Source organism: Sphaerisporangium sp. NPDC088356, assembly GCF_040685555.1.
Classification (GTDB): domain Bacteria; phylum Actinomycetota; class Actinomycetes; order Streptosporangiales; family Streptosporangiaceae; genus Sphaerisporangium.
In genome coordinates this window covers 1-21,316 of the sequence record NZ_JBFBIK010000101.1, presented here as the reverse complement: position 1 = coordinate 21,316, position 21,316 = coordinate 1, and the positions used below count along the sequence as shown (strand labels likewise).

Here is a 21,316-nt window from a genome sequence, read left to right as displayed (position 1 = left end):
GCGCTGGCCGCTCGACCTCGGCTTCCGTACCGCCGCTCGGGATTCGCTTCTCACGAAGTGGACAACGGGTCGGTTAAGAGGGGTTGGTGCAATAGCCTTTTAGCGTGAGCGCCGAACCGATCAACCTGGATTCCTGGCGGGAGCTCCCCGCCGCCCAGCAGCCCGAGTGGCCCGATCCCTCCGCACTGGAGCGGGTCGTCACCGAGCTGCAGGGCCTGCCTCCGCTGGTGTTCGCCGGCGAGTGTGACGAGCTCAAGGACCGCCTCGCCGCCGTGGCGCGTGGCGAGGCCTTCGTCCTGCAGGGCGGAGACTGCGCAGAGACCTTCGCCGGGGCCACGGCCGACAACGTCCGCGACAAGCTCAGGACGCTGCTGCAGATGGCCATCGTGCTCACCTATGCCGGCCGCGTCCCGGTCGTCAAGATCGGCCGGGTGGCCGGGCAGTTCGCCAAGCCGCGCTCCAAGCCGACCGAGATCCGGGGCGGCGTCGAGCTCCCGGCCTACCGGGGCGACATGGTCAACGGGTTCGACTTCACCCCCGAGTCCCGCAACCCCGACCCCTCGCGGCTGCTGCGCGCCTACCACTCCTCCGCGGTCACGCTGAACCTCGCCCGGGCCTTCACCAAGGGCGGGTACGCCGACCTGCGCCAGGTTCACGCCTGGAACCAGGACTTCGTGGCCGAGTCCCCGGCGGGCCGCCGCTACGAGCAGCTCGCGCGCGAGATCGACCAGGCGCTGGCGTTCATGCACGCCTGCCGCGCCGATCCCGAGGAGTTCCACACGGTCGAGTTCTACTCCTCCCACGAGGCGTTGATCCTCGACTACGACCGGGCGCTGACCCGCGTCGACTCCCGCACCGGCCTGCCGTACGACGTTTCGGCGCACATGGTGTGGATCGGCGAGCGCACCCGCCAGCTCGACGGCGCCCACGTGGAGTTCTTCAGCCGCATCCGCAACCCGATCGGGGTCAAGCTCGGGCCGACCACCTCCCCCGAGGACGCGCTGGCGCTCATCGACAAGCTCAACCCGGCCAACGAGCCCGGGCGGCTGACCTTCATCGCCCGCATGGGCGCCTCCCGCGTCCGCGACGCGCTGCCCACGCTGGTCGAGAAGGTCCAGGCGAGCGGCGCCCAGGTCGCGTGGATCTGCGACCCGATGCACGGCAACACCTTCGAGGCGCCGAGCGGCCACAAGACCCGCAGGCTCGACGACGTGCTCGACGAGGTGGCGGGCTTCTTCGAGGTCCACCGGGCGCTCGGCACCCATCCCGGCGGCATCCACATCGAGTTCACCGGCGACGACGTCACCGAGTGCGTCGGCGGCGGCCACGCGATCGTCGAGGAGGACCTCGCGCTGCGCTACGAGACCGCCTGCGACCCGCGCCTCAACCGGGGCCAGTCCCTCGACCTGGCCTTCCGCGTGGCGGAGCTCTACCGCTCCAGCTGAGGCCCCGGTCGGTGCGCACCCGCCGGACACCAGTGCCCCGAACGCGAACCGGGGCCCTCCCGTCTCATCGGGAGGGCCCCGGTTCCCGTCTGTCCCGGTGCGCTCGGCCGGGCCGGTGGGTGCGGCCGGTCAGGGGCGGCGGCCGTCTTCCGGGCCCTCGGCGACCCCGGCGTCGATGTCGGACGCGATCTCCTTGCGGATCGCCTCCATGTCGAGCGCCCGCACCTGCTTGATCAGGTCCTCCAGGGCGGGCTCGGGGAGCGCGCCCGGCTGGGCGAAGACCACGATGCCGTCGCGGATCGCCATGACGGTGGGGATCGAGGTGATCTCGAAACCCTCCGCCAGGCCGCGCTCGGCCTCAGTGTCGATCTTTCCGAAGGTGATGTCCTCGTGCTTCTTGGAGGCCTTCTCGAAGATGGGCCCGAAGGTGCGGCAGGGCCCGCACCAGGCGGCCCAGAAGTCGAGGAGGACGATGCCCTCGTCGGCGATCTCGTTGAAGTTGGTCTCGTTCACCGCGATGGTCGCCACAGGTGGTTCCTCGTCTCGTGTCTCGTCGTTTTCGATCGACATAACCATCTACCCTGTTCGCGAATTCCTCACCTCGACGTACCGCCCGGCACGGGGCACGCAGGAAGAACGACCCAGGTGCTGCCGAGCCGTGCCGTGACCTCTCGCCGGTCAGGACACCTCGTCCAAGACGGGGTTCGTACCGACGGTCATCACCTCGCGCGGCGGCGGTCGGCTCATGGTCACCAGGAAGGTACGGCGCCGCAGCGGGTGGATTGGTCACCAAGGTGCCGGCGGCGAGGCCCGCCGGCTGCCTCGGCTGAGCCGAGAGCCCCCGGCCGTGGTGGCCGGGGGCTCATTGGCGTTCTCAGCTCAACCCTGAGGGACGGGCTTCGCGGTCTCCTGGACCGCTTGGCCGGGCTGGTCGGGCTGGCCGGGCTGGCCGGGCTGGCCGGGCAGAGGTTGAGATCAGTTCTTCAGGTCGATGCCGAAGAGGAGGGGGTCGTGGTCGGAGGAGCGGAACGCCGCCGGTGAGTACAGGGCGGGCGGGTTGAACTCGGTGTTGTAGTCCATGAACCGGCCCTCGTCGGCGTTGATGTGCCAGATCGTCGCCCCGGTCACCATGTTGAGGAGCTGCTTGCCGACCAGCACGTGGTCCAGCTCGCCCGACAGGCTGTCGAAGACGTAGCTGTAGCGGTCCTGCTTGTCGATGAACTTCTTGCTCACGCTCGTCAGCTTGCCCGCCTCCAGGGTGTGGATCGGGTCCTCCTCGCTGTAGGCGTTGAGGTCGCCGAGCACGACCGGGTTGGTCAGGTTGAGCGTGTCGATCAGGCCGAGCACGGCGTTGGCCTGCCGGATCCGCTCGGCGTTGAAGCAGCTCTGGCCGTCACCCTGGTCCAGGTCCGCTCCGGTCGCGCCGTCGCAGCCCTTCGACTTGAAGTGGTTGACGATCATGGTGAACGGGATGGGGTCGCCCTTGGCGCGCTTGAACTCCTGGATCAGCGGCGGCCTGCGGAACACCGGGTCGGTCGAGGACTGCGCGGCGCCGACCGGCTTGACGACCGCGGGTTTGTAGATGACCGCGACCTGGATGGCGTCCGTGCCCGGGACCGGGGAGACGATCCCCTTGTACGTGCCCGCGCCGACCTCGGCGTTGAGGGCGTCGAGGAGGGTGTTCAGCGCCGTGGTGCCGTTGTTCTCGACCTCCATGAGGCCGGCGACGTCGGGGTCGAGGCCCTTCAGCGTCGCGACGAGCTTGGCGAGCTGGCGCTGCTTCTCCTCCTCGGTGTTGGCGCCCCGGGAGTTCAGCGTGGTGAACCAGTTCAGCGTGTTGAGGCTGGCCACCTTGACGTTGCCGCCCACCTTGGCGGGCTTGGACGGGCGCGGGTTCTCGGCGGTGAAGACGACCGGCTGGGTCGGCTGCACCCGGTAGAGGTTGAAACCGTAGGTCAGCACGCCCGTGAGCCCGGTGGTGCCGTCACCCACGCGCACGGTGTTGGAGCCGTTGGTGTGGTACGGCAGGGCCGCGGGGTTCTGGGCATTGGAGCCGTCGTCGAGCAGGATCCGCCGGCGCTGGTTCAGGGCGGGGTCGATGTTGGGGCGGTCGGTGGGCTGGAACAGCCGCCCGTTCGAGGAGAGGGTCAGCTCGCCGTAGCGGCCGAGGTTGTACACCTCGGAGACGGTGAGCGTCGCCGGGAACGTGGTGAGCACGCCCTCCAGGGGCTCCAGGCTCGCGCCCTCGGCCAGCGGCAGCTTCACCTTGGTGGGCTTGATCGTTCCGGTCCCGCAGACGTCCACGTAGGTGACCGAGGTCAGCTGGGTGAGGCCGTTGAACTCGGCGGCAGTGCCGTTGACCAGCACCTTGTCGCCCACGGCGGCGGGCTTGGACGAGAACACGAACACCGCGTCGGAGGTGGCGGGGTCGGCGTCCGGCGTCGGATCCTGGATGTAGAAGCCGCCGAACTGGCCGGTGCCCTGGAAGTCGCCGGTCACCACGCCCTCGACGCGTACGGCCTGGCCGGCGAGCGGGGTGGTGTCACCGCTTCCCTGCACCTGGGCGATCTGGTGGGTGGCCGGGTCCTGGCACGGCTGGCCCGTGCGGGTCGGGGTGGGGGTGGGGGTGGGGGTGGGCGTCACCGTCACCGTCACCGTCGGCGTCGGGGTCGGCGTCGGGGTGTCGGTGGGAGTCGGGGTCGGGCTCGGGGTGCCGCCGCCGCACGGGGCCGGGGTGGTGGCCGAGTTGCGCGGCGCGGGCGCCCCGGTGGTGAAGTCCGCCGCGTTGACGTCGGTGTCGTCGCATCCGTTGCCGCCGCGCAATGCCGCGGTGGCGTTGGTCAGGGCCGGGGCCGGCGCGCCTTCTGAGAAGTTGGCGGTGCCGTATCCCACCAGGTCGGCGATGAGGGCGAGCTGGTCGGCCGTGCAGACGGTGGAGCCGCCGTTGCAGGCGAGGCCGTCGGCCGAGTGGACCAGGGCCACCTTTCCGGCCGTACCGCTCAGGTTGAGGCCGCCCGTGGTGTCGGGCGCGGGCAGCGCGCCGCTCGGGGTGGTCCCGGCCGCCAGCTGGACCAGGTGATACTGCCCCGGCGCCAGCGAGCCGGACAGGTCGACCTTGTTGGTGGCGAAGTTCCCGGTGCCGGTGGCACTGGTGTACTGCAGCGACCAGCCGCTGAGGGAGACGTCCGATCCGCTGCGGTTGAACAGCTCCACGAAGTCGTTGGTGAGCGGGGCGCCGGAGTTGCCGCCCCCGCCGTACACCTGGCTGATCACGACGGTCCCCGGCTCCGCGGAGGCCGGGGACGAAGAAACGATGGCGATACCGGCGATCGATACGCCGGTGGCCACTAGGGCGGCGAACGCCCGGGATAGAGCACGCATGGTCGGGAGCGTAAGGCCGCAAATCCCTCTGATCTCGTACTAGAACTAGATAGAAGATGAAATAAGGGAATCTTGACAATTCGTGTCGAGTAAGGGTCGCCAGACTTGGCGTGCTTAGATCTAGCGGACCAGCGAAATCCTTCCTCGCGAACACACTGTGTCAGCTTTCCGTCACGCTTTAGCGACCTGTTACCCGACATTGGGTATGACTTTGGCATGACGCCCCTGTTGAAGATCCTGTCCCTCGACGTCGGTTGGAAGACGTGCGACGTCTCCCCCGAATGCGTCGGGACCGCGTGCCGGCCGTACGGCCGCTGCATGGCGCACCTGACGCCCGCCGAACTGGACGAGGCGCTTCGCGAGCTGGCCCCCGGCCAGGGCGTCGACCTGCGCGGCACCACCATCGACGAGGAACTGCTCACCCGCATCCTGGACGCGACGGAGCGCCACCTCGGCCGGGCCAGGTTCGACCACGCGAGCTTCACAGGACCGGCGCGGTTCGGCGGGGTCGTCTTCGCGGGCGACGCGACCTTCGGCCACGCGCGGTTCGCCCGGCTCGCCTCGTTCTTCGGCACGCGCTTCACCAGGAACGCGTCCTTTCGCGAGGCCGGGTTCGCCCGCGAGTTCTCCATGCACGAGGCCCGCGTCCGGGGGCACGGGGCCTTCGACCACGTCCGTATCGGCAGGGACGCGCTGTTCGGCGACGCCAGGTTCGGGAAGGACGCTTCCTTTCTGGGCGCGGAGTTCCACGGGTTCGCGGCGTTCGACGGGACCATGTTCGACGGCGAGACGATCTTCCGCGGCGCTCGTTTCCACCGCGCGGTCTCCTACCGCAAGGCGGTCTTCGCGGGCACGGCCGGGTTCGAGGGGGCCCGGTTCCACAACTCGGCATTCCTCACCCAGGTCCACGTCGGCCGCAGGCTGACGCTCTCGGGCATCCACGCCTCGGCCCTGCTCGAACTCGACACCGCGGGCTGCGCGGTCGACTTACGGGCGGCGAGGATCCACGGGCGGTTCACCGCGCGGCTGTCGGACGCCGACATCGACCTGCGGGAGGCCGTCCTCATCGGGGCCTCGGCCGTCACCCGGCGCGCCGGCCGGCTGCGGGTGCTGTCGCTCGACCGCCTGGACGCGGGCGCGCTCACCCTGTCCGGGGTGGACCTCAGCGCCTGCCGGCTGGCCCAGCTCCGCAGGCCCGAGGCCCTGCGGCTGTCGGACTGCGTCTTCGCCGCCACGCCCCGCGGCGTGCGGTTCGGACTGCGCTGGCCGCCGGTCCTGTGGTGGGCCGGCCGCCGCGTGCTCGCGGACGAGCACGCCTGGCGCGGCTGGTCCACGCGGGAGGAGCAGCCCCCGGACGCCGGGCGACTCGCCACCCTGTACGAGCGGCTGCGGCGCGGGGTGGACGACAAGAGGACCTCGGCGGACTTCGCCTTCGGCGCCATGGAGATGCGGCGCCTGGCGAGCAGCCGCGGGCGGGCCAGGCTGGCGCTGTCGGCCTACTGGCTGGCCTGCGGGTACGGGCTGCGCATGGGCCGCACCGTCGGCTGGGTCGCGCTGGTGGCGGCCATCGCGGCGGTGACGATGTTCTGGTCGGCGGGCGCCCACCCGGCCAGGCGTCCGGTCAGCCACCGCTCCCCCACCCCGGTCCCCGCGGCGCACGTCTCCGCCATCCACTGATCTCCCTCGGACACGGGCCCGCTAGGCCTCCGCTAGGCCCCCTTTCAGGGAAGGTGGGCCAGGAGCGATTCGAGGTTGCGGAACAGGTGGGACTTCCAGCCGCCGCCCATGATCCTCCGGGAGAGGCGCTGCAACGGGTCACGAGGGTCGAAGCCCTCGTGGTCGAGGAACAGCCGGGTGCCCCGGCCCTCCGGCTCCAGCCGCCAGGTGACGGTGGAGTCCAGGCCGTCGTCGTTCTCCCTGCCAGTGTCCGCCCAGCTGATCCGGAGCATCCTGTCCGTCTCGAACTCCAGCACCTCGCAGGCGACCACGCCACTGAACCGCGCGGCCGGCACCGGCATGGTGTGCATGGTGTAGCGGTGCCCGATCTCCAGCTTGAAGTCGTTGGGCATCAGCCATCGGGCGATCAGCTCGGGCTCGGTGAGCGCCCGCCAGACCTTCGCGGGCGGGTGCGGCAGGAACTCGTCCACGTGGACTGCCGTGAGGTCGTCCGCCGGGCCTTCCTCGGGGAACCTCGGGTTGCCGGTCATTCGTCCTCGATCGTGTTGAGAATGTCGCGCAGGCCGGTCAGGCGCTCGCGCCAGAAGCGCTCGTACGGCGCCAGCCAGTCCTTGACCTCCACGAGCGGAGCGGTCTCCAGGCTGTAGAGCCGTTCCCGCCCGTTCCTGCGCTCGGTGACCAGCCCCGCCTCCTTCAGCACCTTCAGGTGCTCGGAGACGCTGGGCCTCGCCATCGCGAACCGGTCGGCGAGCCGCCGCACCGGCTGGGCGCCCTCGTCGCGCAGCAACCGCAGCAGCTCGCGCCTGGCCGGGCTCGCCAGGGCGGCGAACACGTCGGTCATCCCCCGCGCACCGAAGGCCGGTCGATGTGATGAATACGCATGTCACGAATGATACGTAGGAATCTTCCTACCTATCAAGCCGGATAGGCCGCACCACCTCAGGGGCGGGTCAGGGATTCCCCGGATTCCGGCCCTCCCGGGTCGGCCTCGGCGCGGCCAAGCCCGCCGAGCCCTCCCCCGCGCCCGCCCTTGTCCTTTGACCCCTGACGACCCCCTGAGGAGCTTCCCCCCATGGCCCTCCACGGCCGCGCCTTCGTCGCCTGGCGGCTGTCGGGCGCCGATGAGGTCCGTCACACCGGACGGCGCCTGCTGCTCTCGGCCTGCGTGACGGCCCCGCCCGTCGCGGTGCCACTGGCCGTGGCCGTCCCGTCACTGCTCGACCACGTGGCGCCCCCGGCGACACTGAATGTGCTCAGTCTCATGGTCCTGCCGTTCACACCCATCCTGATCGGGGCGCAAGTATGGGTATGGCGCACCTTCGGCCCGACCGGGTCCACCGGCGCCGCCGCCCGCATACCGTCGTTCTTCTAGGGAACCGATGCACAAGGATCTCGTACTGCTGGCCCGCACGGAGCAGACGGTCCGCCGTCACCTGCTGACGTGCGTGACGGCGGCCGTGCTCGCGGGGCTGCTGGTCCTGGCGCAGGCCGAGTTGCTCTCCGGCGTGCTGTCGGGCGGCCTGACGGCCATGGCGCTGCTCCCCCTGGCGGGCGTGGTGGTGGCGCGGGCACTGCTCGGGTGGCTCAACGGGGTCGCCGGCGGCCGTACGGCCACGGCACTGAAGTCGGTGCTGCGCGAGCGGCTGCTCTCCCGGCTGCACGATCTCGGGCCCGCGCGGCTCACCGCACACCGTTCGGGCGAACTGGTCACGCTCACGGGGCGCGGCCTGGACGCGCTGGACCCTTACATCACCGGCTACCTGCCCGCGGTGGCCGTGGCCGGCGTGGTGCCCGTCGCCGTGCTGGTACGGCTGTTCGCGGCCGATCTCGGCACCGCCGTGATCGTCGTGCTGACGCTTCCCCTGATCCCGGTGTTCGGGGCGCTGGTCGGATGGCAGACCAAGGCTGTCACCGAGAGGCAGTGGCGGGCCCTGTCGCGGCTCGGCGGCCACTTCCTCGACGTCGTCCGGGGCCTTCCGACGCTCCGCGCGTTCGGGCGGGCCCGCTACCAGGCGACGGTGATCCAGCAGGTCGCCGACGCCCACCGGGCGGCCACCATGCGCACCCTCCGGGTCGCCTTCCTGTCCTCGCTGGTCCTTGAGCTGGTCGCGTCGCTGTCCCTGGCGCTGGTCGCCGTCCCGGTCGGGCTGCGGTTGCTGTCGGGCTCCCTCGACCTGCGCACGGCCCTGCTCGTCCTGCTGCTCGCCCCCGAGGCGTACATCCCGCTGCGCGCCATGGGCACGAAGTTCCACGCCGCGATGGAGGGCGTCGCCGCCGCCGACCAGGCCTTCGCCGTCCTGGAAGAGCCCGTCCCCGGCACCGGCGGCGACGCGGCCCCGGAGCCGGGCGTGCGGGAGATCCGGCTGGAGAACGTCACCGTCCGCTACCCGGGCCGCGAGGACGCCGCGCTGGACGGCGTGTCGCTGGTCGTGTCGCCAGGCGAGCGCGTGGCGCTGGTGGGCGAGAGCGGCGCGGGCAAGAGCACCCTGCTCCACCTGCTGCTCGGCTTCGTGACGCCGTCCGAGGGGAGGGTCCTCGTCGGCGGGGTCGACCTGACGGCGCTCGACCTGGACGCCTGGCGGCGGCGGCTGGCGTTCGTGCCGCAGCGGCCCCACCTGTTCGCGACCTCCGTGGCCGACAACATCCGGCTCGGCTCGCCCGCCTCGCCCGAGGACGTCCGTACGGCCGCCGCCGCGGCGCGGGCCGCCGAGTTCGTGGCGGACCTCCCCGAGGGGTACGCGACCGTGGTCGGCGAGCGCGGGGCGAACCTGTCTGCGGGCCAGCGGCAGCGCGTCGCGCTGGCCAGGGCGTTCTGCCGCCCGGACGCCGAGATGCTGCTGCTGGACGAGCCCACCGCGCGCCTGGACGGCAGGAGCGAGGCCGCGATCGTCGAGGCGACCAGGACCCTGGCCGAGGGACGGACGGCCGTGATCGTCGCCCACCGCCCGGCGATGATCGATCTGGCCGACCGGGTGGTCCGCGTCGACTCAGGAAGGATCGTCTCCGACCGGTTGGTGTCCCGGCCGGTCGCCCGCGCGGGGCCGGCACCGGGCACTGGGGCGCCGGGGCACGACGCATGGGCGGAGCGAGCGCGATGAACACGCACCGGATGACCGGGAGGCTCCTGACCGCCGCGGCGGCCGGCGCCGCGGCCGAGCTCGCCGCGCTCGGGCTGATCGCCGCGGCGGCCTGGATGATCACCCGGGCGGCCGCGCAACCCCCGCTCGCGGCCCTCAGCGTGGCGATCGTCGCCGTCCGCGCCTTCGCGACCAGCCGCGGCCTGTTCCGGTACGGCGAGCGCCTCGCCGGGCACGACGTCGCGCTGCGCGCCCAGGCGACCACACGCGAGAGGCTGTACGAGGCGCTCATCCCATCCGGGCCGCTCGGCCACCGTGGCGCCGACCTGCTGAGCCGGATGGTGGACGACACCGACGCCGTGCAGGACCTGCTGGTGCGCTGCCTGCTGCCCGCCGTGGCCGCCCTGGTCACCGCCGTCGCCGCGGTGACGCTCGGAGCCTTCCTGCTGCCCGCCGCCGCGCTCGTGCTGCTCGCGGGGCTGCTCGTCGCCGGGCTGCTGCTGCCTGCCGGCACGGCCGCCGCCGCCCGGCGCTGGTCCGCCCGGCTCGCCCCCGCGCGGGCCGACCTCGCGGCGCGGGTCGCCGACCTGGTACACGGAAGCGCCGACCTGGCCGCCTACGGGGCCGGGGAGCACGCCCTCGCGGCCTCGGCGCGGGCCGGCGCGAAGCTGGCGGCGCTCGAACGGCGGCAGTCCAGAGCGAACGCGTCCGCCCTCGCGCTCGGCACGCTGGTGCAGGGCCTAACGGTGGCGGCGATCGTGCTCGTCGCGCAGCGCGCCGGGGCCGGCCAGGTTGCCACCGCCGTGCTGGCCCTGACGGCGCTGGTGTCGTTCGAGCCCATCCTGCCGCTGGCCGCCGCAGGCGAGCGGTTCGCCGGGGTCACCGCGGCGCTGCGCAGGCTGAGGGAGATCAGGGCCACCCCGCCCGCCGTCCCCGAGCCGGACCTGCCCGCTTCCCCGCCGGAGGGTCCGCTGACCGTCCAGGTGGACGACCTGGTGGTGCGGCACGCCCCCGGCCGCGCCCCGGCGCTCGACGGCGTCTCCCTCACCCTGACCCCCGGCAGGCGCGTGGCCGTGGTGGGGCCGAGCGGAGCGGGCAAGAGCACGCTGCTGTCGGCGCTGATGCGCACCGCCGACTTCGAGTCGGGGAACATCCTGATCAACGGCGCCGGGGTCCGCGACCTGTCCCCGGACGACGTGCGGGCCAGGCTCACCGGCCTGACGCAGGATCCGTACGTCTTCCGCGCCTCCGTCCGTGACAACCTCAGGCTGGCCGGTCCCGAGGCCGGCGAGGACGAACTGGCGCGCGCCGTGCGGCGGGCGCGCCTGGACACGTGGGTCGAGCGGACCGGCTGGGACACGACCCTGGGCGAGGACGGGCGCACGGTCTCCGGCGGCCAGCTCCAGCGGCTCGCCCTGGCCCGCGCGCTGCTCCACGACCCCGAGGTGCTGCTGCTCGACGAGCCCGCCGAGGCCCTGGACGGGACCACCGCGGACGCGCTGATGGCCGACCTCCTCGACGCCACGCACGGCCGTACGACCCTGCTGGTCACCCACCGCCTGCACGGCCTCGAAGGGGTCGACGAGATCATCGTCCTCGAAGGCGGCCGGGTGTCGCAGCACGGGCACCACGACGAGCTGGTGGCCGTGCCCGGCTACTACCGGGACCTGTGGCGGTCCGAGGCCCTGACCGCCACGCCCGGCTGACCTCCGTACGCGCGTTCTCCATTTGGCGTCGCGATCTGTCTGTCACCGTTCCTGCCCGCCCGCATGGATCCGCCGCCGGGCCCGCAGCGTTCCCGGCGGCGAATCCAGCTCCGATGCTCAGCTCGTGACCGTCTTCTCCGTCAGGGTGACGGTGACCGTGGAGGTCGAGCCGTTGCGGACGTACGTGAGGGTGACCTTGGTGCCCGGCTGGTAGCCGCGCACGGCGCCGACGACCGTGTCCGCGCCGGCCACGGGCTTGCCGTCGATCTTGGTGATCAGGTCGCCCGCCTTGAGCCCGGCCTGGTCGGCGGGGCTGCCGGTCTGCACCGAGCCGATGACGGCGCCCTGGGCGTCGCCCGTGGCGTCGGCGAGGTTGACCCCGAGGAAGGCGTGCGTGGCCTTGCCCGACTTGATGAGCTGGTCGGCCACCTGGTGAGCGGTGTTGATGGGAATCGCGAAGCCGACGCCGATGTTGCCGTCGCCGCCGTTGGTCGCGATGGCGCTGTTGATGCCGACCACCTGGCCGGAGGCGTCGACGAGCGCGCCGCCCGAGTTGCCGGGGTTGATCGCCGCGTCGGTCTGGATCGCGCCGCCGATCGTCGTGCCGCCGCTCTGCTGCTGTTGCTGCGGTTGGCCGAGGCCGCCCTGACCCCAGCCGGGCGGCAGTTGCTGCTGCTGTTGCTGCTGCTGGTCGCCGACGGTGAGCGTGCGGTCGAGCGCGCTGATGATGCCGGCGGTCACCGAGCCTTCGAGCCCGAGGGGGCTGCCGATGGCGAGCACGGCGTCGCCGACCCTCAGCTTGTCGCTGTCGCCGAGCGTCGCCTTGGTCAGCCCGGAGACGTTCTGCGCCCGTACGACTGCGAGGTCGGTGGCGGGATCGGTGCCGACGATGGTCGCCGCCGCGCTCTTGCCGTCGCTGAACTTCACCTGGACCTTGGCGTCCTGCCCGAGGCCGGCGACCACGTGGTTGTTGGTGAGGATCAGGCCGTCCGCCGACAGCACCACGCCGGAGCCCTCGGCCTGGCCTGCCTGGCTGCTCACGGTTATGGACACCACCGACGGTTGCACGGCCCGTGCCACGTCGGCCACCGTCGTCACGCTCGCGTCGGACGCGGGCCTGACGATCGGGCTGGAGATCACGGTCTTGGTGCCGACGGCCGCGGTCGCGACGAAGGCCCCCGCGACCCCGCCTCCCACGGCCACGGCCGCGAGGGCGAGCCCGGCGACCGCCTTGCGGCCGGTGGTCCACCACGGGGGCGGCGTGCCGCCCGCCGGGGTAGTCATGATCTCGGTGTCTCCGGCGAACCGCTCAGGGCCGCTCCAGTGGTGCCGGTAGGCGCCTGCCTCCGGCGGGGTCTGACCGAACTGGGTCCATCCACGCGAACCCGGCGTACCGGCCGGAGTGGTGCCGCTGATCTGCTCACGCGGGTCTTCGGTGCTCATCTCTTCCCCCAGGGTCATCCGCACTCGTCGCCATTTGGCGACGGCCGGCTTCGGACCGGTAAATCAATGATGACAAACGGGCGATAAGAACTGCCTAAGCCCTAACTGGACGTTAGCTGAACACGCTGGACCCCCTAAGCGGGCGGCGAGCCCGGCCCGTGGCGCGCCCTCCCGGGATCCTGACCGCCCGTCTCGCCCGGCCCGCCCGGGGCCGGCGCCCGGCGCGGAATGCCTAAAGTACGAATAAAGCGGAGATTCCCCGAATTCTCGGACCGAGTATGAGCATGCACTGGGGATATGGGCATCAAACACCCCGCATTCCTGGAGTGCCAGGTGACCACCTGGGTAGTTTTCCGGATGACGAGCCGTAAATGGCACGGGCACTTCCGGGAGTACTGATATGAGATATATCGCCGTATTGGCGGTCACGCTGTTCGCGGTGGCGATGGGGGCATCACCGGCCGCCGCCGAAGAGGACCCGTTCGATCCGCTCTGGGAGCAGCAGACCGGACGTCCATCCTTTTCCATTACTACTCCGGACATAACTGGACAGTCGCACACGATCGAGTACGTGGACATCGACGGGCACGCCGTGACGGAGGGTGACATCGTCATCGGAACGCCCAGCGATGCCGCCTCCGGGAAGCTCCAGATGCCCGGCATATTTCCCAACGCCATCTACAACACTCCACCTCGCCAGGAAACGCCGAGCTCCGACCCTCCCACACGGCCGGGGGACTGCCGGATGCCGGTGGGCGCGGCCACGACACAGACGGGCGCCCTGTGGCCGGACAGGAAGGTGCCCTACGTCCTGGCCCCCGAACTCCCGGCGGGCGCCCGTGAGGCCGTCGCACAGGCGATGCGGGACTTCCACGACAACACCTGCGTGCGTTTCGTCCCCCGGACGAACGAGGCCGGTTTTCTCAACATATTTCCCGGCAACGGCTGTTACTCGTACGTGGGGCGGATCGGCCCCGAGCCACAGGACGTCTCGATCGGAAGGGGATGCGAGCGAAAGGGCATCGCCATTCACGAACTGCTGCACGCGATAGGGTTCCTGCACGAGCATTCCCGCTCCGACCGCGACTCCGCGCTGACCGTTCACCTGGAGAACGTCGCCAAGGGCTACGAGTCCCAGTTCCAGAGACTAACCCCGCCGCAGAACCGCCTTTTCAGCCCGCTCGACTACGGCTCGGTCATGCTGTACGGAAGGAGGTTCTTCAGCAGGAACGGCAAGGACACCCTGGTTCCCACGAGCGACGTCCGCATCGGCCAGAGAATCGGTTTCAGCCCGGCCGACCTGGACGCCGTCCGAGCCCTTTACGGCTGCCCGTGAACCGGTGCCCGCCGCGACGGCCTCAGGACCCGGCGGGCCAGTATTCGTCCTTCAGCAGCCGCTTGTAGAGCTTTCCGGTGGGGTGGCGGGGAAGCTCGGCCCTGAAGTCCACCGACCTCGGGCACTTGTAGGCGGCGAGGCGCTCCCGGCAGTACTCGATCAACTCGGCGGCGAGGGCCGGGCCCGCGTCCGCCGGGTCGGCGGGCTGGACCACCGCCTTGACCGCCTCACCCATCTCCTCGTCCGGCACTCCGAAGACCGCCACGTCCGCGACCTTCGGGTGCACCGACAGGACGTTCTCCGCCTCCTGCGGGTAGATGTTCACCCCGCCCGAGATGATCATGTGCGAGCGGCGGTCAGTGAGGTACAGAAAGCCGTCCTCGTCCACGTACCCGATGTCCCCGAGCGTGGTCCAGCCCCGGCCGAGGGGATCCTTGGACGCGCGGGTCTTCTCCGGGTCGCCGTGGTACTCGAACCTCGGGCCGTCGGAGAAGTAGACGGTGCCGTGCTCCCCGGGCGGGAGCTCCTCGCCGCTCTCGTCGCACACGTGCGTGACGCCGAGCAGCGGTCGGCCGACGGTGCCCTTGTGGCTCAGCCACTCCTGCGAGCCCACGTACAGGAAGCAGTTGCCCTCGGTGCCGGCGTAGTACTCGTGGACGATCGGGCCCCACCAGGCGATCATCCGCTCCTTGACCGGCACCGGGCACGGCGCGGCGGCGTGGATCGCGCAGGTCAGCGAGGACAGGTCGTACTTGTTCCGCACGGCCTCAGGGAGCTTGAGCATCTTGATGAACATCGTCGGCACCCACTGCGAGTGCGTCACGCCGTACTTCTCGACCAGCGCGAGCGCCTGCTCGGGGTCGAACCTCTCCATCACCACGATCGTCGCGCCGAGCCGCTGGAAGGTCATGCAGTAGCGCAGCGGGGCGGCGTGGTACAGCGGGGCCGGTGAGAGGTACACCGAGTCGGCCGACGGCGCGAAGAGGAACCGCACGAGCTTCAGCAGCGCGCCCGGGGTCTCCAGCGGCACCTTGGCCAGCTGGGGCTTGACCCCCTTCGGCCGCCCGGTCGTGCCGGAGGAGTAGAGCATGTCAGACCCCTGGCACTCGTCCTCGACGGGGGTCGCGGGCTGCGCGGCCACCGCCGCCTCGTACGGCTCGAAGCCCGGGGCGACGCCGTCCATCATGAGCCGCAGCAGCACCTTCGGGGTGTCCGCCGTGACCGAGGTCGCGACCTCGGCGAGCGCGGCCGAGGAGATGAAGACCTTCGCCTCGCAGTTGCCGATGATGTAGGCCAGCTCGTCGGACCGCAGGCGGGAGCTGATCGCCGTGTAGTACAGCCCGGAGCGGTGCGCCGCCCAGGCGACCACCAGGAACAGCGGGTGGTTCTCCAGCATGAACGCGACGTGGTCGCCCGGCCGCAGCCCCGCGGAGCGGAAGAGGTGGGCGAGGCGGTTGGACTCCTCGTCCAGCTCACGGTAGGTGACCACGCGCCCGGAGCCCGCCATGATCACAGCGGGTTTGTCGGGTGTCTGTGCTGCGACTGCTCCCGGATGCATAAAACCGAACGCTACTCGGTCAGCTCTCCGGTGGAAAGGATCCCGCTCGGTGCCGCCGAGGCCGTGCGGCGATCATCCGGATGCCCGTTCGGCGGAATGCGCCCGATAGGGGTCGCGGAGCGGCTCGACGCGGGCGGCGAACTCCCCCTTCACCCGCTCCATCCTCGGACCGGGGGCGTAGAACCGGCCCTTGGTCTCGCCGTACGGGGTGAGCCAGTCGCGCGCGGCCAGCTCGCGCAGGTCGCGCGCCGCCTGACCCTGGCTCAGCGACTCGTCGGCCTGGTAGGTGGCGCGCCGGAGCCGCCTGCTCACGAAGACCTGGTAGAGCGCCGAGACGCACCGGGGGTGGAGCCGCTCCTTGTCGACCTGCTCCTCAAGCACGAGCCACACCTCCCCGGTATCGGCGAGGCGACGGCGCACCCGCTGCGCCTGCATGTGATGGGCCCGTAGGCAGAACCGCGTCCAGGAGTGCGTCCGATCGTGCGGATCCCACTCTCCTTGCTGGACCTCACGCAGCGCCCGGTAGTAGTCAGTGGTGTTCTCCCCCATGCCAAGCCATTCCTCGATGGAGGAGAACTCGGGGGGCAGGATCTGGTCCCGGCCGAGGACCAGTGTTTGCAAGGCTCGGGACATCCGCCCGTTGCCGTCACGCCATGGGTGGATCGCGACGAGGTTGAAGTGCGCCATGGCCGCCCGGACATGGCTCGGCACTTCCAGGTCTCCGCCGTTGAGCCACTCCACCAGCTCGTCCAGCAACGCCGGCACGGCCTCCGCGTCCGGACCCTCGTAGACGACCTCCCCGGTCGCCGAGTCGCGCACGTAGATCCCGCCTGGGCGCACCGTCCCCGGGGTCTTGTCGTGGTGGTGGCCGATCATCATGAAGTTCAGCGCGTGCAACATGCCGGTGTCGAAGCGGAACGACCGGGCCAGGGAGAGGTGCCGGATGTACGTGAGCGCCTGCTGGTATCCGGCGATCTCGCCGGTCACCGCCGAGGAGGCCTCCAGCGGCTCCTCACCGAGCATGATCGACTCGATGTCCTCGACACTCGCGCGGTATCCCTCGATCGTGTTGGAACCCTGGATCGCGCGCGCCTGGAGCTGGCGCCCGAGCTGGCCGTCCCACCGATGCGACTCCGCGAGGCGGTACTTCAGGTCGCGGCGCATGTCCTCGATCTCGCCGAGAACGGCCTTGTCGGCCGGATCCAGCTCAGGTGTCCCGTACAGCATGCCGTCATGACAGCATGGACGAATCATCCTGTCAAGCGACAGAATGATTCGTCCACAGTTGTCCGCGCGGACCCGTCAGCCCGCGCCGGACGGTGTCAGGCGACGGCGGGCTCCGCCACCGTCGCCGGGGTCAGCGCGATCGCGAGCACCTCGCGCACGTCGCTCACCGCGTGGACGGTGAGCTCCTCGCGCACCGCCTCGGGCACGTCGTCGAGGTCGGGCTCGTTGCGGGCCGGGATGAGCACCGTGGTGATGCCCGCCCGGTGGGCGGCCAGCAGCTTCTGCTTGACCCCGCCGATCGGCAGCACCCGGCCGGTGAGCGAGACCTCGCCGGTCATCGCCACGTCGGACCGCACCGGGCGGCCGGACAGCAGCGAGGCGAGCGCGGTGGTCATCGTGACGCCCGCCGAGGGGCCGTCCTTCGGGATGGCGCCCGCCGGGACGTGGATGTGCACGGACCGGTCCTTGAGGGACCCGACCGGCAGCTCCAGCTCGGCGCCGCGCGAGCGGAGGTAGGACAGCGCGATCTGCGCCGACTCCTTCATCACGTCGCCCAGCTGCCCGGTGAGCGTGACGGCGGTGGAGCCGGTCTCCGGGTCGGCCAGCGACGCCTCGACGTAGAGGACGTCACCGCCCGCGCCGGTGACCGCGAGCCCCGTGGCCACGCCCGCCACCGCCGTGCGCTGCGCCGACTCGGGCAGCGAGGACTCGGGGACGTTCCTCGGCCTGCCGAGGTAGCCCACCAGGTCGCCCGCCCCGACGTGCACCGGGAACGCGGCCTGGTCGAGCGCGGCCTGCGCGGTGACCTTGCGGAGCACCCGCGCGATCGACCGCTCCAGCGAGCGCACCCCCGCCTCGCGGGTGTACTCGCCGGCGAGCCTGCGCAGGGCCCCCTCCTCGACCATGACCTCAGAGGAGGTCAGGCCGGCCTTGTCGAGCTGACGCGGCAGCAGGTGGTCACGGGCGATCGCGACCTTCTCGTCCTCGGTGTAGCCGTCGAGGGTCACGATCTCCATGCGGTCGAGCAGCGGGCCGGGAACGGCCTCGAGGACGTTCGCGGTCGCGAGGAAGAGCACGTCCGACAGGTCGAGCTCCACCTCAAGGTAGTGGTCGCGGAAGGTGTGGTTCTGCGCGGGGTCGAGGACCTCCAGCAGCGCCGCCGTCGGGTCGCCGCGGTAGTCGGCGCCCACCTTGTCGACCTCGTCGAGCAGGACGACGGGGTTCATGCTGCCGGCCTCGCGGATGGCGCGCACGATGCGGCCGGGAAGCGCGCCGACGTAGGTGCGCCGGTGGCCGCGGATCTCGGCCTCGTCGCGGACGCCGCCGAGGGCGACCCGGACGAACTTCCTGCCCATGGCGCGGGCGACCGACTCGCCGAGCGAGGTCTTGCCGACCCCAGGAGGCCCGGCCAGCGCGAGGACGGCGCCGCTGCGGCGCCCGCCCACCACGCCGAGCCCCTGGTCGGCGCGCCGCTTGCGCACCGCGAGGTACTCCACGATGCGGTCCTTCACGTCGTCGAGACCGGTGTGGTCGGCGTCCAGCACGGCTCGCGCGGCGGCGATGTCGTAGGAGTCCTCGGTGCGCTCGTTCCAGGGGATGTCGAGGACCGTGTCCAGCCAGGTGCGGATCCAGCCGCTCTCGGGCGACTGGTCGGAGGTGCGCTCGAGCTTCTCGACCTCCTTGAGCGCGGCCTCCCGGACCTTCTCCGGCAGGTCGGCCGCCTCGACGCGGGCGCGGTAGTCCTCCTCCTCGGAGGAGGCCTCGCCGTTCAGCTCGGCCAGCTCCTTGCGGACGGCCGCGAGCTGCTGGCGGAGCAGGAACTCGCGCTGCTGCTTCTCCATGCCCTCCTGGACGTCCTTGCGGATCGTCTCGGCGACGTCCAGCTCGGCCAGGTGCTCGCGGGCCCAGTCGACCAGCAGTGCGAGGCGCTCGGCCGGGTCGGGGTTCTCAAGCAGCTCGAACTTCTGGGGCGTGGTCAGCCACGGCGCGTAGCCGGAGCTGTCGGCCAGCACCGAGGCGTCCTCGATCTGGTTGATGGCGTCGACGATCTGCCAGGCGCCTCGCTTCTGCATCACCGTGGTCGCCAGGGCCTTGTACTGCTTGGCCAGCTCCTCGGCGCGCTCGTCGGCGGCGACGACCTCCATGGTGGTCGACTCGACCCACAGGGCCGCGCCGGGACCGGTGGTGCCGGAGCCGATGCGCACCCGCTCCACCCCGCGAAGGACGGCGGCGGGCTCGCCTCCGGGAAGCCTCCCGACCTGCTCGACGACGGCGGCGACGCCCACCGCGCCGTACTTGCCGTCGATGCGTGGAACAAGCAGGACCCGGGGCTTGCTCTGCTTCGAGGAGGCCCGGGCGGCGTCGATGGCGGCGCGCACCTCGGTGTCCGACAGGTCGAGAGGAACGACCATGCCGGGCAGGACGACCTCGTCGTCGAGCGGCAGCACCGGGAGGATCAAGCTCTGACTCATGCGAACTCCAAAGGTTGAGTTACATGCACTCAATTAATGAGAGCCCACGATTGTTCCCAAGTCTGCGCTTGTTCGCTGCGAGCGATCGTAATTCTGTAATCCGCCCTCCGGTGGAGTCGGTCTCAAGATCGTTCGCAGGGAAGCGGATGGGCGTACGCCAGGGCGTTCCCGGCCGCCCAAACCCGGCCAGGACGAGATCTTGCCCTCCGGATACCGGGCCCAGACCTGGACCAAGCGTCCACAGCAGGTCATATGTCCAGCATGATGGTCAGCATGGATAAAGGCGGCATCCGCGTTAACTCCCCCGCCGGCCGGTGGATCCTGTTCACCACCGTGCTCGGCTCGGGGATGGCGTTCCTCGACAGCACGGTCGTCAACGTGGCGCTCCCGAAGCTGGGCGAGGATCTCGGCGCCTCGATGTCGGGCCTCCAGTGGACGGTGAACGCCTACACCCTCACCCTCGCCGGGCTGATCCTGCTCGGCGGCTCCCTCGGCGACCGGTACGGAAGACGCAAGATCTTCGTCATCGGCGTCATCTGGTTCGCCGTCGCCTCGGCCCTGTGCGGGCTCGCCCCCAACATCCAGACGCTCGTCCTCGCCCGCGCGCTGCAAGGCATCGGCGGAGCGCTCCTCACGCCTGGCTCGCTGGCGATCATCCAGTCGTCCTTCGCCCGGGAGGACCGTCCCCGCGCCGTCGGCGCCTGGTCGGGCCTCGGCGGCGTGGCCGGCGCCATCGGCCCCCTGCTCGGCGGCTGGCTCGTGGAGACGGCGGGCTGGCGCTGGGTCTTCCTGATCAACCTGCCCATCGCGGCCCTGGTGGTCGCCACGGCCGTACGGCACGTGCCCGAGACCCGCGACGAGACGACCACCGGCCGGTTCGACGTGCTCGGCGCGGCGCTCGCCGCCCTGGCGCTGGCCGGGCTGACCTACGGGCTCATCGAGCGCGGCTCGCCCGTCCCGCTGGTCGCCGCGGTCGCCGGCGTGGCGCTCGGAGTGGCCTTCGTGATGCTGGAGGCCCGCCGCTCGCGGGGCGGCCCGGTGTCGCCGCTGGTCCCCGTCCGCGTGTTCGCCTCACGGGAGTTCACCGCCGTCAACGTCGTGACGCTGATCATGTACGCGGCGATGGGTGTGGTCTTCTTCCTGCTCGTCGTGGAGCTTCAGGTGGCCGCGGGCTTCTCCCCCATCGCCGCTGGCTGCTCGATGCTCCCGGTCATGCTGCTGATGCTTCTGCTGTCGCCCCGGGCGGGCGACCTCGGCCGGCGGATCGGGCCACGCCTTCCGATGACCGTCGGCATCCTCGTATGCGCGAGCGGCCTGCTGCTGATGAGCAGGGTCGGGCCCGGCTCGTCGTACCTGGTGGACGTGCTCCCGGCGGTTACCCTCTTCGGCCTCGGGCTCTCGGCCGCGGTCGCCCCGCTCACCGCCACGGTGCTGGCCACCGCCGAGGAGCGCTACGCGGGGGTCGCCAGTGGCGTCAACAACGCGGTCGCGCGCACGGGGAGCCTGCTCGCCGTCGCCGCCATCCCCCCGCTCGTCGGGCTCACCGGCGCGGCCTACACCTCGCCGGTCGCGTTCACCTCGGGTTTCCGTACGGCCATGCTGGTCAGCGCCGCCATGATGGTCTGCGCCGCGGTCCTGACCTTCGTCACGATCAGGACCAACGCGCTCCGCGAGCCTGAGCGCAAGACGGCCTGCGAGCTGGGCGCCCCGCCCCTTGAACCCTGCGAGCCGGGCGAGGAGACCGGCGCCGGCGCGCCGGGGGCCCGCCCCACGTCAAGGCCCGGCTAGCCTCACCGGGGTCCTGTCAGTCCTCGATCAGACCTCGATCACCTCCTGGCTCCCCACACTCCCGCCTGGCCCGGCCGGGGCAGGCGGCGGGGGGGGCGGCCGCGGGGGGGGCGGGATGATGCGCGGGGGCCAGGTGGGGTTGACGGAGGCCCCCCCGGGCAACAAACACCACGTCAACGACCAAAGCCAGGAAGAGAACGAGAAAGG

Annotated in this window: 15 protein-coding genes; 7 read left to right on the top strand and 8 right to left on the bottom strand. The window is 71.2% G+C overall.

Annotation, left to right across the window (positions count from 1 at the left end; translation table 11 throughout):
* The first annotated feature begins 104 nt into the window (after nt 1-104).
* Nucleotides 105-1,445: a class II 3-deoxy-7-phosphoheptulonate synthase gene (locus AB0O34_RS28315; RefSeq protein ID WP_363920448.1), complete on the top strand. Its 1,341-nt coding sequence runs from the start codon at nt 105-107 to the stop codon at nt 1,443-1,445.
* A 129-nt stretch (nt 1,446-1,574) separates the two neighbouring features.
* Here the strand turns inward: AB0O34_RS28315 and AB0O34_RS28310 are convergent, their stop codons facing one another.
* A complete protein-coding gene (locus AB0O34_RS28310) occupies nt 1,575-1,973 on the bottom strand; it encodes a thioredoxin domain-containing protein (protein WP_363920460.1) in 399 nt (132 codons plus the stop codon).
* 447 nt (nt 1,974-2,420) lie between these two features.
* Nucleotides 2,421-4,826: an ExeM/NucH family extracellular endonuclease gene (locus tag AB0O34_RS28305; protein WP_363920446.1), complete on the bottom strand. Its 2,406-nt coding sequence runs from the start codon at nt 4,824-4,826 to the stop codon at nt 2,421-2,423.
* Between the two features lie 216 nt (nt 4,827-5,042).
* On the opposite strand from AB0O34_RS28305, the gene AB0O34_RS28300 reads away from it, so the two are divergent.
* The gene (locus AB0O34_RS28300) at nt 5,043-6,503 is read left to right on the top strand and encodes a pentapeptide repeat-containing protein (RefSeq protein ID WP_363920444.1); all 1,461 of its coding nucleotides are present in this window, start codon (nt 5,043-5,045) and stop codon (nt 6,501-6,503) included.
* 44 nt (nt 6,504-6,547) lie between these two features.
* Here AB0O34_RS28300 and AB0O34_RS28295 read toward each other — a convergent pair whose 3' ends face one another.
* Nucleotides 6,548-7,033 carry an SRPBCC domain-containing protein gene (locus AB0O34_RS28295; protein ID WP_363920442.1) on the bottom strand — a complete coding sequence of 162 codons (486 nt, stop codon included), beginning with the start codon at nt 7,031-7,033 and terminating at the stop codon, nt 6,548-6,550.
* Entirely contained in the window at nt 7,030-7,344 is a 315-nt protein-coding gene (locus tag AB0O34_RS28290; protein ID WP_363920441.1) for a metalloregulator ArsR/SmtB family transcription factor, read from the bottom strand. Before AB0O34_RS28290 ends, AB0O34_RS28295 begins: the two co-directional genes overlap by 4 nt.
* Nucleotides 7,345-7,575: 231 nt before the next feature.
* Here AB0O34_RS28290 and AB0O34_RS28285 point away from each other — a divergent pair, with 231 nt between their 5' ends.
* Genes AB0O34_RS28285 through cydC form a run of 3 tightly spaced genes read left to right on the top strand, consistent with a single transcriptional unit; the run spans nt 7,576 to nt 11,286 of the window.
* On the top strand, nt 7,576-7,875 hold the full coding sequence (locus AB0O34_RS28285; RefSeq protein WP_363920439.1) for a hypothetical protein: 300 nt from the start codon (nt 7,576-7,578) through the stop codon (nt 7,873-7,875).
* Nucleotides 7,876-7,882: 7 nt separating this feature from the next.
* The gene (gene cydD / locus AB0O34_RS28280) at nt 7,883-9,601 is read left to right on the top strand and encodes a thiol reductant ABC exporter subunit CydD (RefSeq protein WP_363920437.1); all 1,719 of its coding nucleotides are present in this window, start codon (nt 7,883-7,885) and stop codon (nt 9,599-9,601) included.
* Nucleotides 9,598-11,286, top strand: coding sequence for a thiol reductant ABC exporter subunit CydC (gene cydC / locus AB0O34_RS28275; RefSeq protein WP_363920435.1), 1,689 nt, complete (start codon nt 9,598-9,600; stop codon nt 11,284-11,286). The genes cydD and cydC overlap by 4 nt, the downstream gene beginning before the upstream one ends.
* Nucleotides 11,287-11,403: 117 nt before the next feature.
* On the opposite strand, the gene AB0O34_RS28270 is transcribed toward cydC, so the two are convergent.
* A complete protein-coding gene (locus AB0O34_RS28270; RefSeq protein ID WP_363920433.1) occupies nt 11,404-12,747 on the bottom strand; it encodes a trypsin-like peptidase domain-containing protein in 1,344 nt (447 codons plus the stop codon).
* A 382-nt stretch (nt 12,748-13,129) separates the two neighbouring features.
* On the opposite strand from AB0O34_RS28270, the gene AB0O34_RS28265 reads away from it, so the two are divergent.
* On the top strand, nt 13,130-14,065 hold the full coding sequence (locus AB0O34_RS28265) for a M12 family metallopeptidase (protein ID WP_363920431.1): 936 nt from the start codon (nt 13,130-13,132) through the stop codon (nt 14,063-14,065).
* A 22-nt stretch (nt 14,066-14,087) separates the two neighbouring features.
* Here AB0O34_RS28265 and AB0O34_RS28260 read toward each other — a convergent pair whose 3' ends face one another.
* The 3 genes from AB0O34_RS28260 to lon all read right to left on the bottom strand — a co-directional run bounded on the left by AB0O34_RS28260 (nt 14,088) and on the right by lon (nt 19,321).
* Entirely contained in the window at nt 14,088-15,623 is a 1,536-nt protein-coding gene (locus AB0O34_RS28260) for an AMP-binding protein (RefSeq protein ID WP_363920429.1), read from the bottom strand.
* Nucleotides 15,624-15,695: 72 nt separating this feature from the next.
* Nucleotides 15,696-16,850: a Fic family protein gene (locus AB0O34_RS28255; protein ID WP_363920427.1), complete on the bottom strand. Its 1,155-nt coding sequence runs from the start codon at nt 16,848-16,850 to the stop codon at nt 15,696-15,698.
* 95 nt (nt 16,851-16,945) lie between these two features.
* A complete protein-coding gene (gene lon, locus AB0O34_RS28250) occupies nt 16,946-19,321 on the bottom strand; it encodes an endopeptidase La (RefSeq protein WP_363920425.1) in 2,376 nt (791 codons plus the stop codon).
* A 252-nt stretch (nt 19,322-19,573) separates the two neighbouring features.
* Between lon and AB0O34_RS28245 the strand changes: the two genes are divergently transcribed.
* Nucleotides 19,574-21,109 (top strand): MFS transporter, encoded by a 1,536-nt coding sequence (locus AB0O34_RS28245; protein WP_363920423.1) that lies wholly within the window; start codon nt 19,574-19,576, stop codon nt 21,107-21,109.
* Nucleotides 21,110-21,316 lie beyond the last annotated feature (207 nt).

Excerpts from the sequence above, each read along its gene's own strand:
- AB0O34_RS28305 (WP_363920446.1), bottom strand. The coding sequence starts at position 4,826 with ATGCGTGCTCTATCCCGGGCGTTCGCCGCCCTAGTGGCCACCGGCGTA.
- AB0O34_RS28300 (WP_363920444.1), top strand. The coding sequence starts at position 5,043 with ATGACGCCCCTGTTGAAGATCCTGTCCCTCGACGTCGGTTGGAAGACG.
- AB0O34_RS28295 (WP_363920442.1), bottom strand. The coding sequence starts at position 7,033 with ATGACCGGCAACCCGAGGTTCCCCGAGGAAGGCCCGGCGGACGACCTC.
- AB0O34_RS28290 (WP_363920441.1), bottom strand. The coding sequence starts at position 7,344 with ATGACCGACGTGTTCGCCGCCCTGGCGAGCCCGGCCAGGCGCGAGCTG.
- AB0O34_RS28285 (WP_363920439.1), top strand. The coding sequence starts at position 7,576 with ATGGCCCTCCACGGCCGCGCCTTCGTCGCCTGGCGGCTGTCGGGCGCC.
- cydD (WP_363920437.1), top strand. The coding sequence starts at position 7,883 with ATGCACAAGGATCTCGTACTGCTGGCCCGCACGGAGCAGACGGTCCGC.
- cydC (WP_363920435.1), top strand. The coding sequence starts at position 9,598 with ATGAACACGCACCGGATGACCGGGAGGCTCCTGACCGCCGCGGCGGCC.
- AB0O34_RS28270 (WP_363920433.1), bottom strand. The coding sequence starts at position 12,747 with ATGACCCTGGGGGAAGAGATGAGCACCGAAGACCCGCGTGAGCAGATC.
- AB0O34_RS28265 (WP_363920431.1), top strand. The coding sequence starts at position 13,130 with ATGAGATATATCGCCGTATTGGCGGTCACGCTGTTCGCGGTGGCGATG.
- AB0O34_RS28260 (WP_363920429.1), bottom strand. The coding sequence starts at position 15,623 with ATGCATCCGGGAGCAGTCGCAGCACAGACACCCGACAAACCCGCTGTG.
- AB0O34_RS28255 (WP_363920427.1), bottom strand. The coding sequence starts at position 16,850 with ATGCTGTACGGGACACCTGAGCTGGATCCGGCCGACAAGGCCGTTCTC.
- lon (WP_363920425.1), bottom strand. The coding sequence starts at position 19,321 with ATGAGTCAGAGCTTGATCCTCCCGGTGCTGCCGCTCGACGACGAGGTC.
- AB0O34_RS28245 (WP_363920423.1), top strand. The coding sequence starts at position 19,574 with ATGTCCAGCATGATGGTCAGCATGGATAAAGGCGGCATCCGCGTTAAC.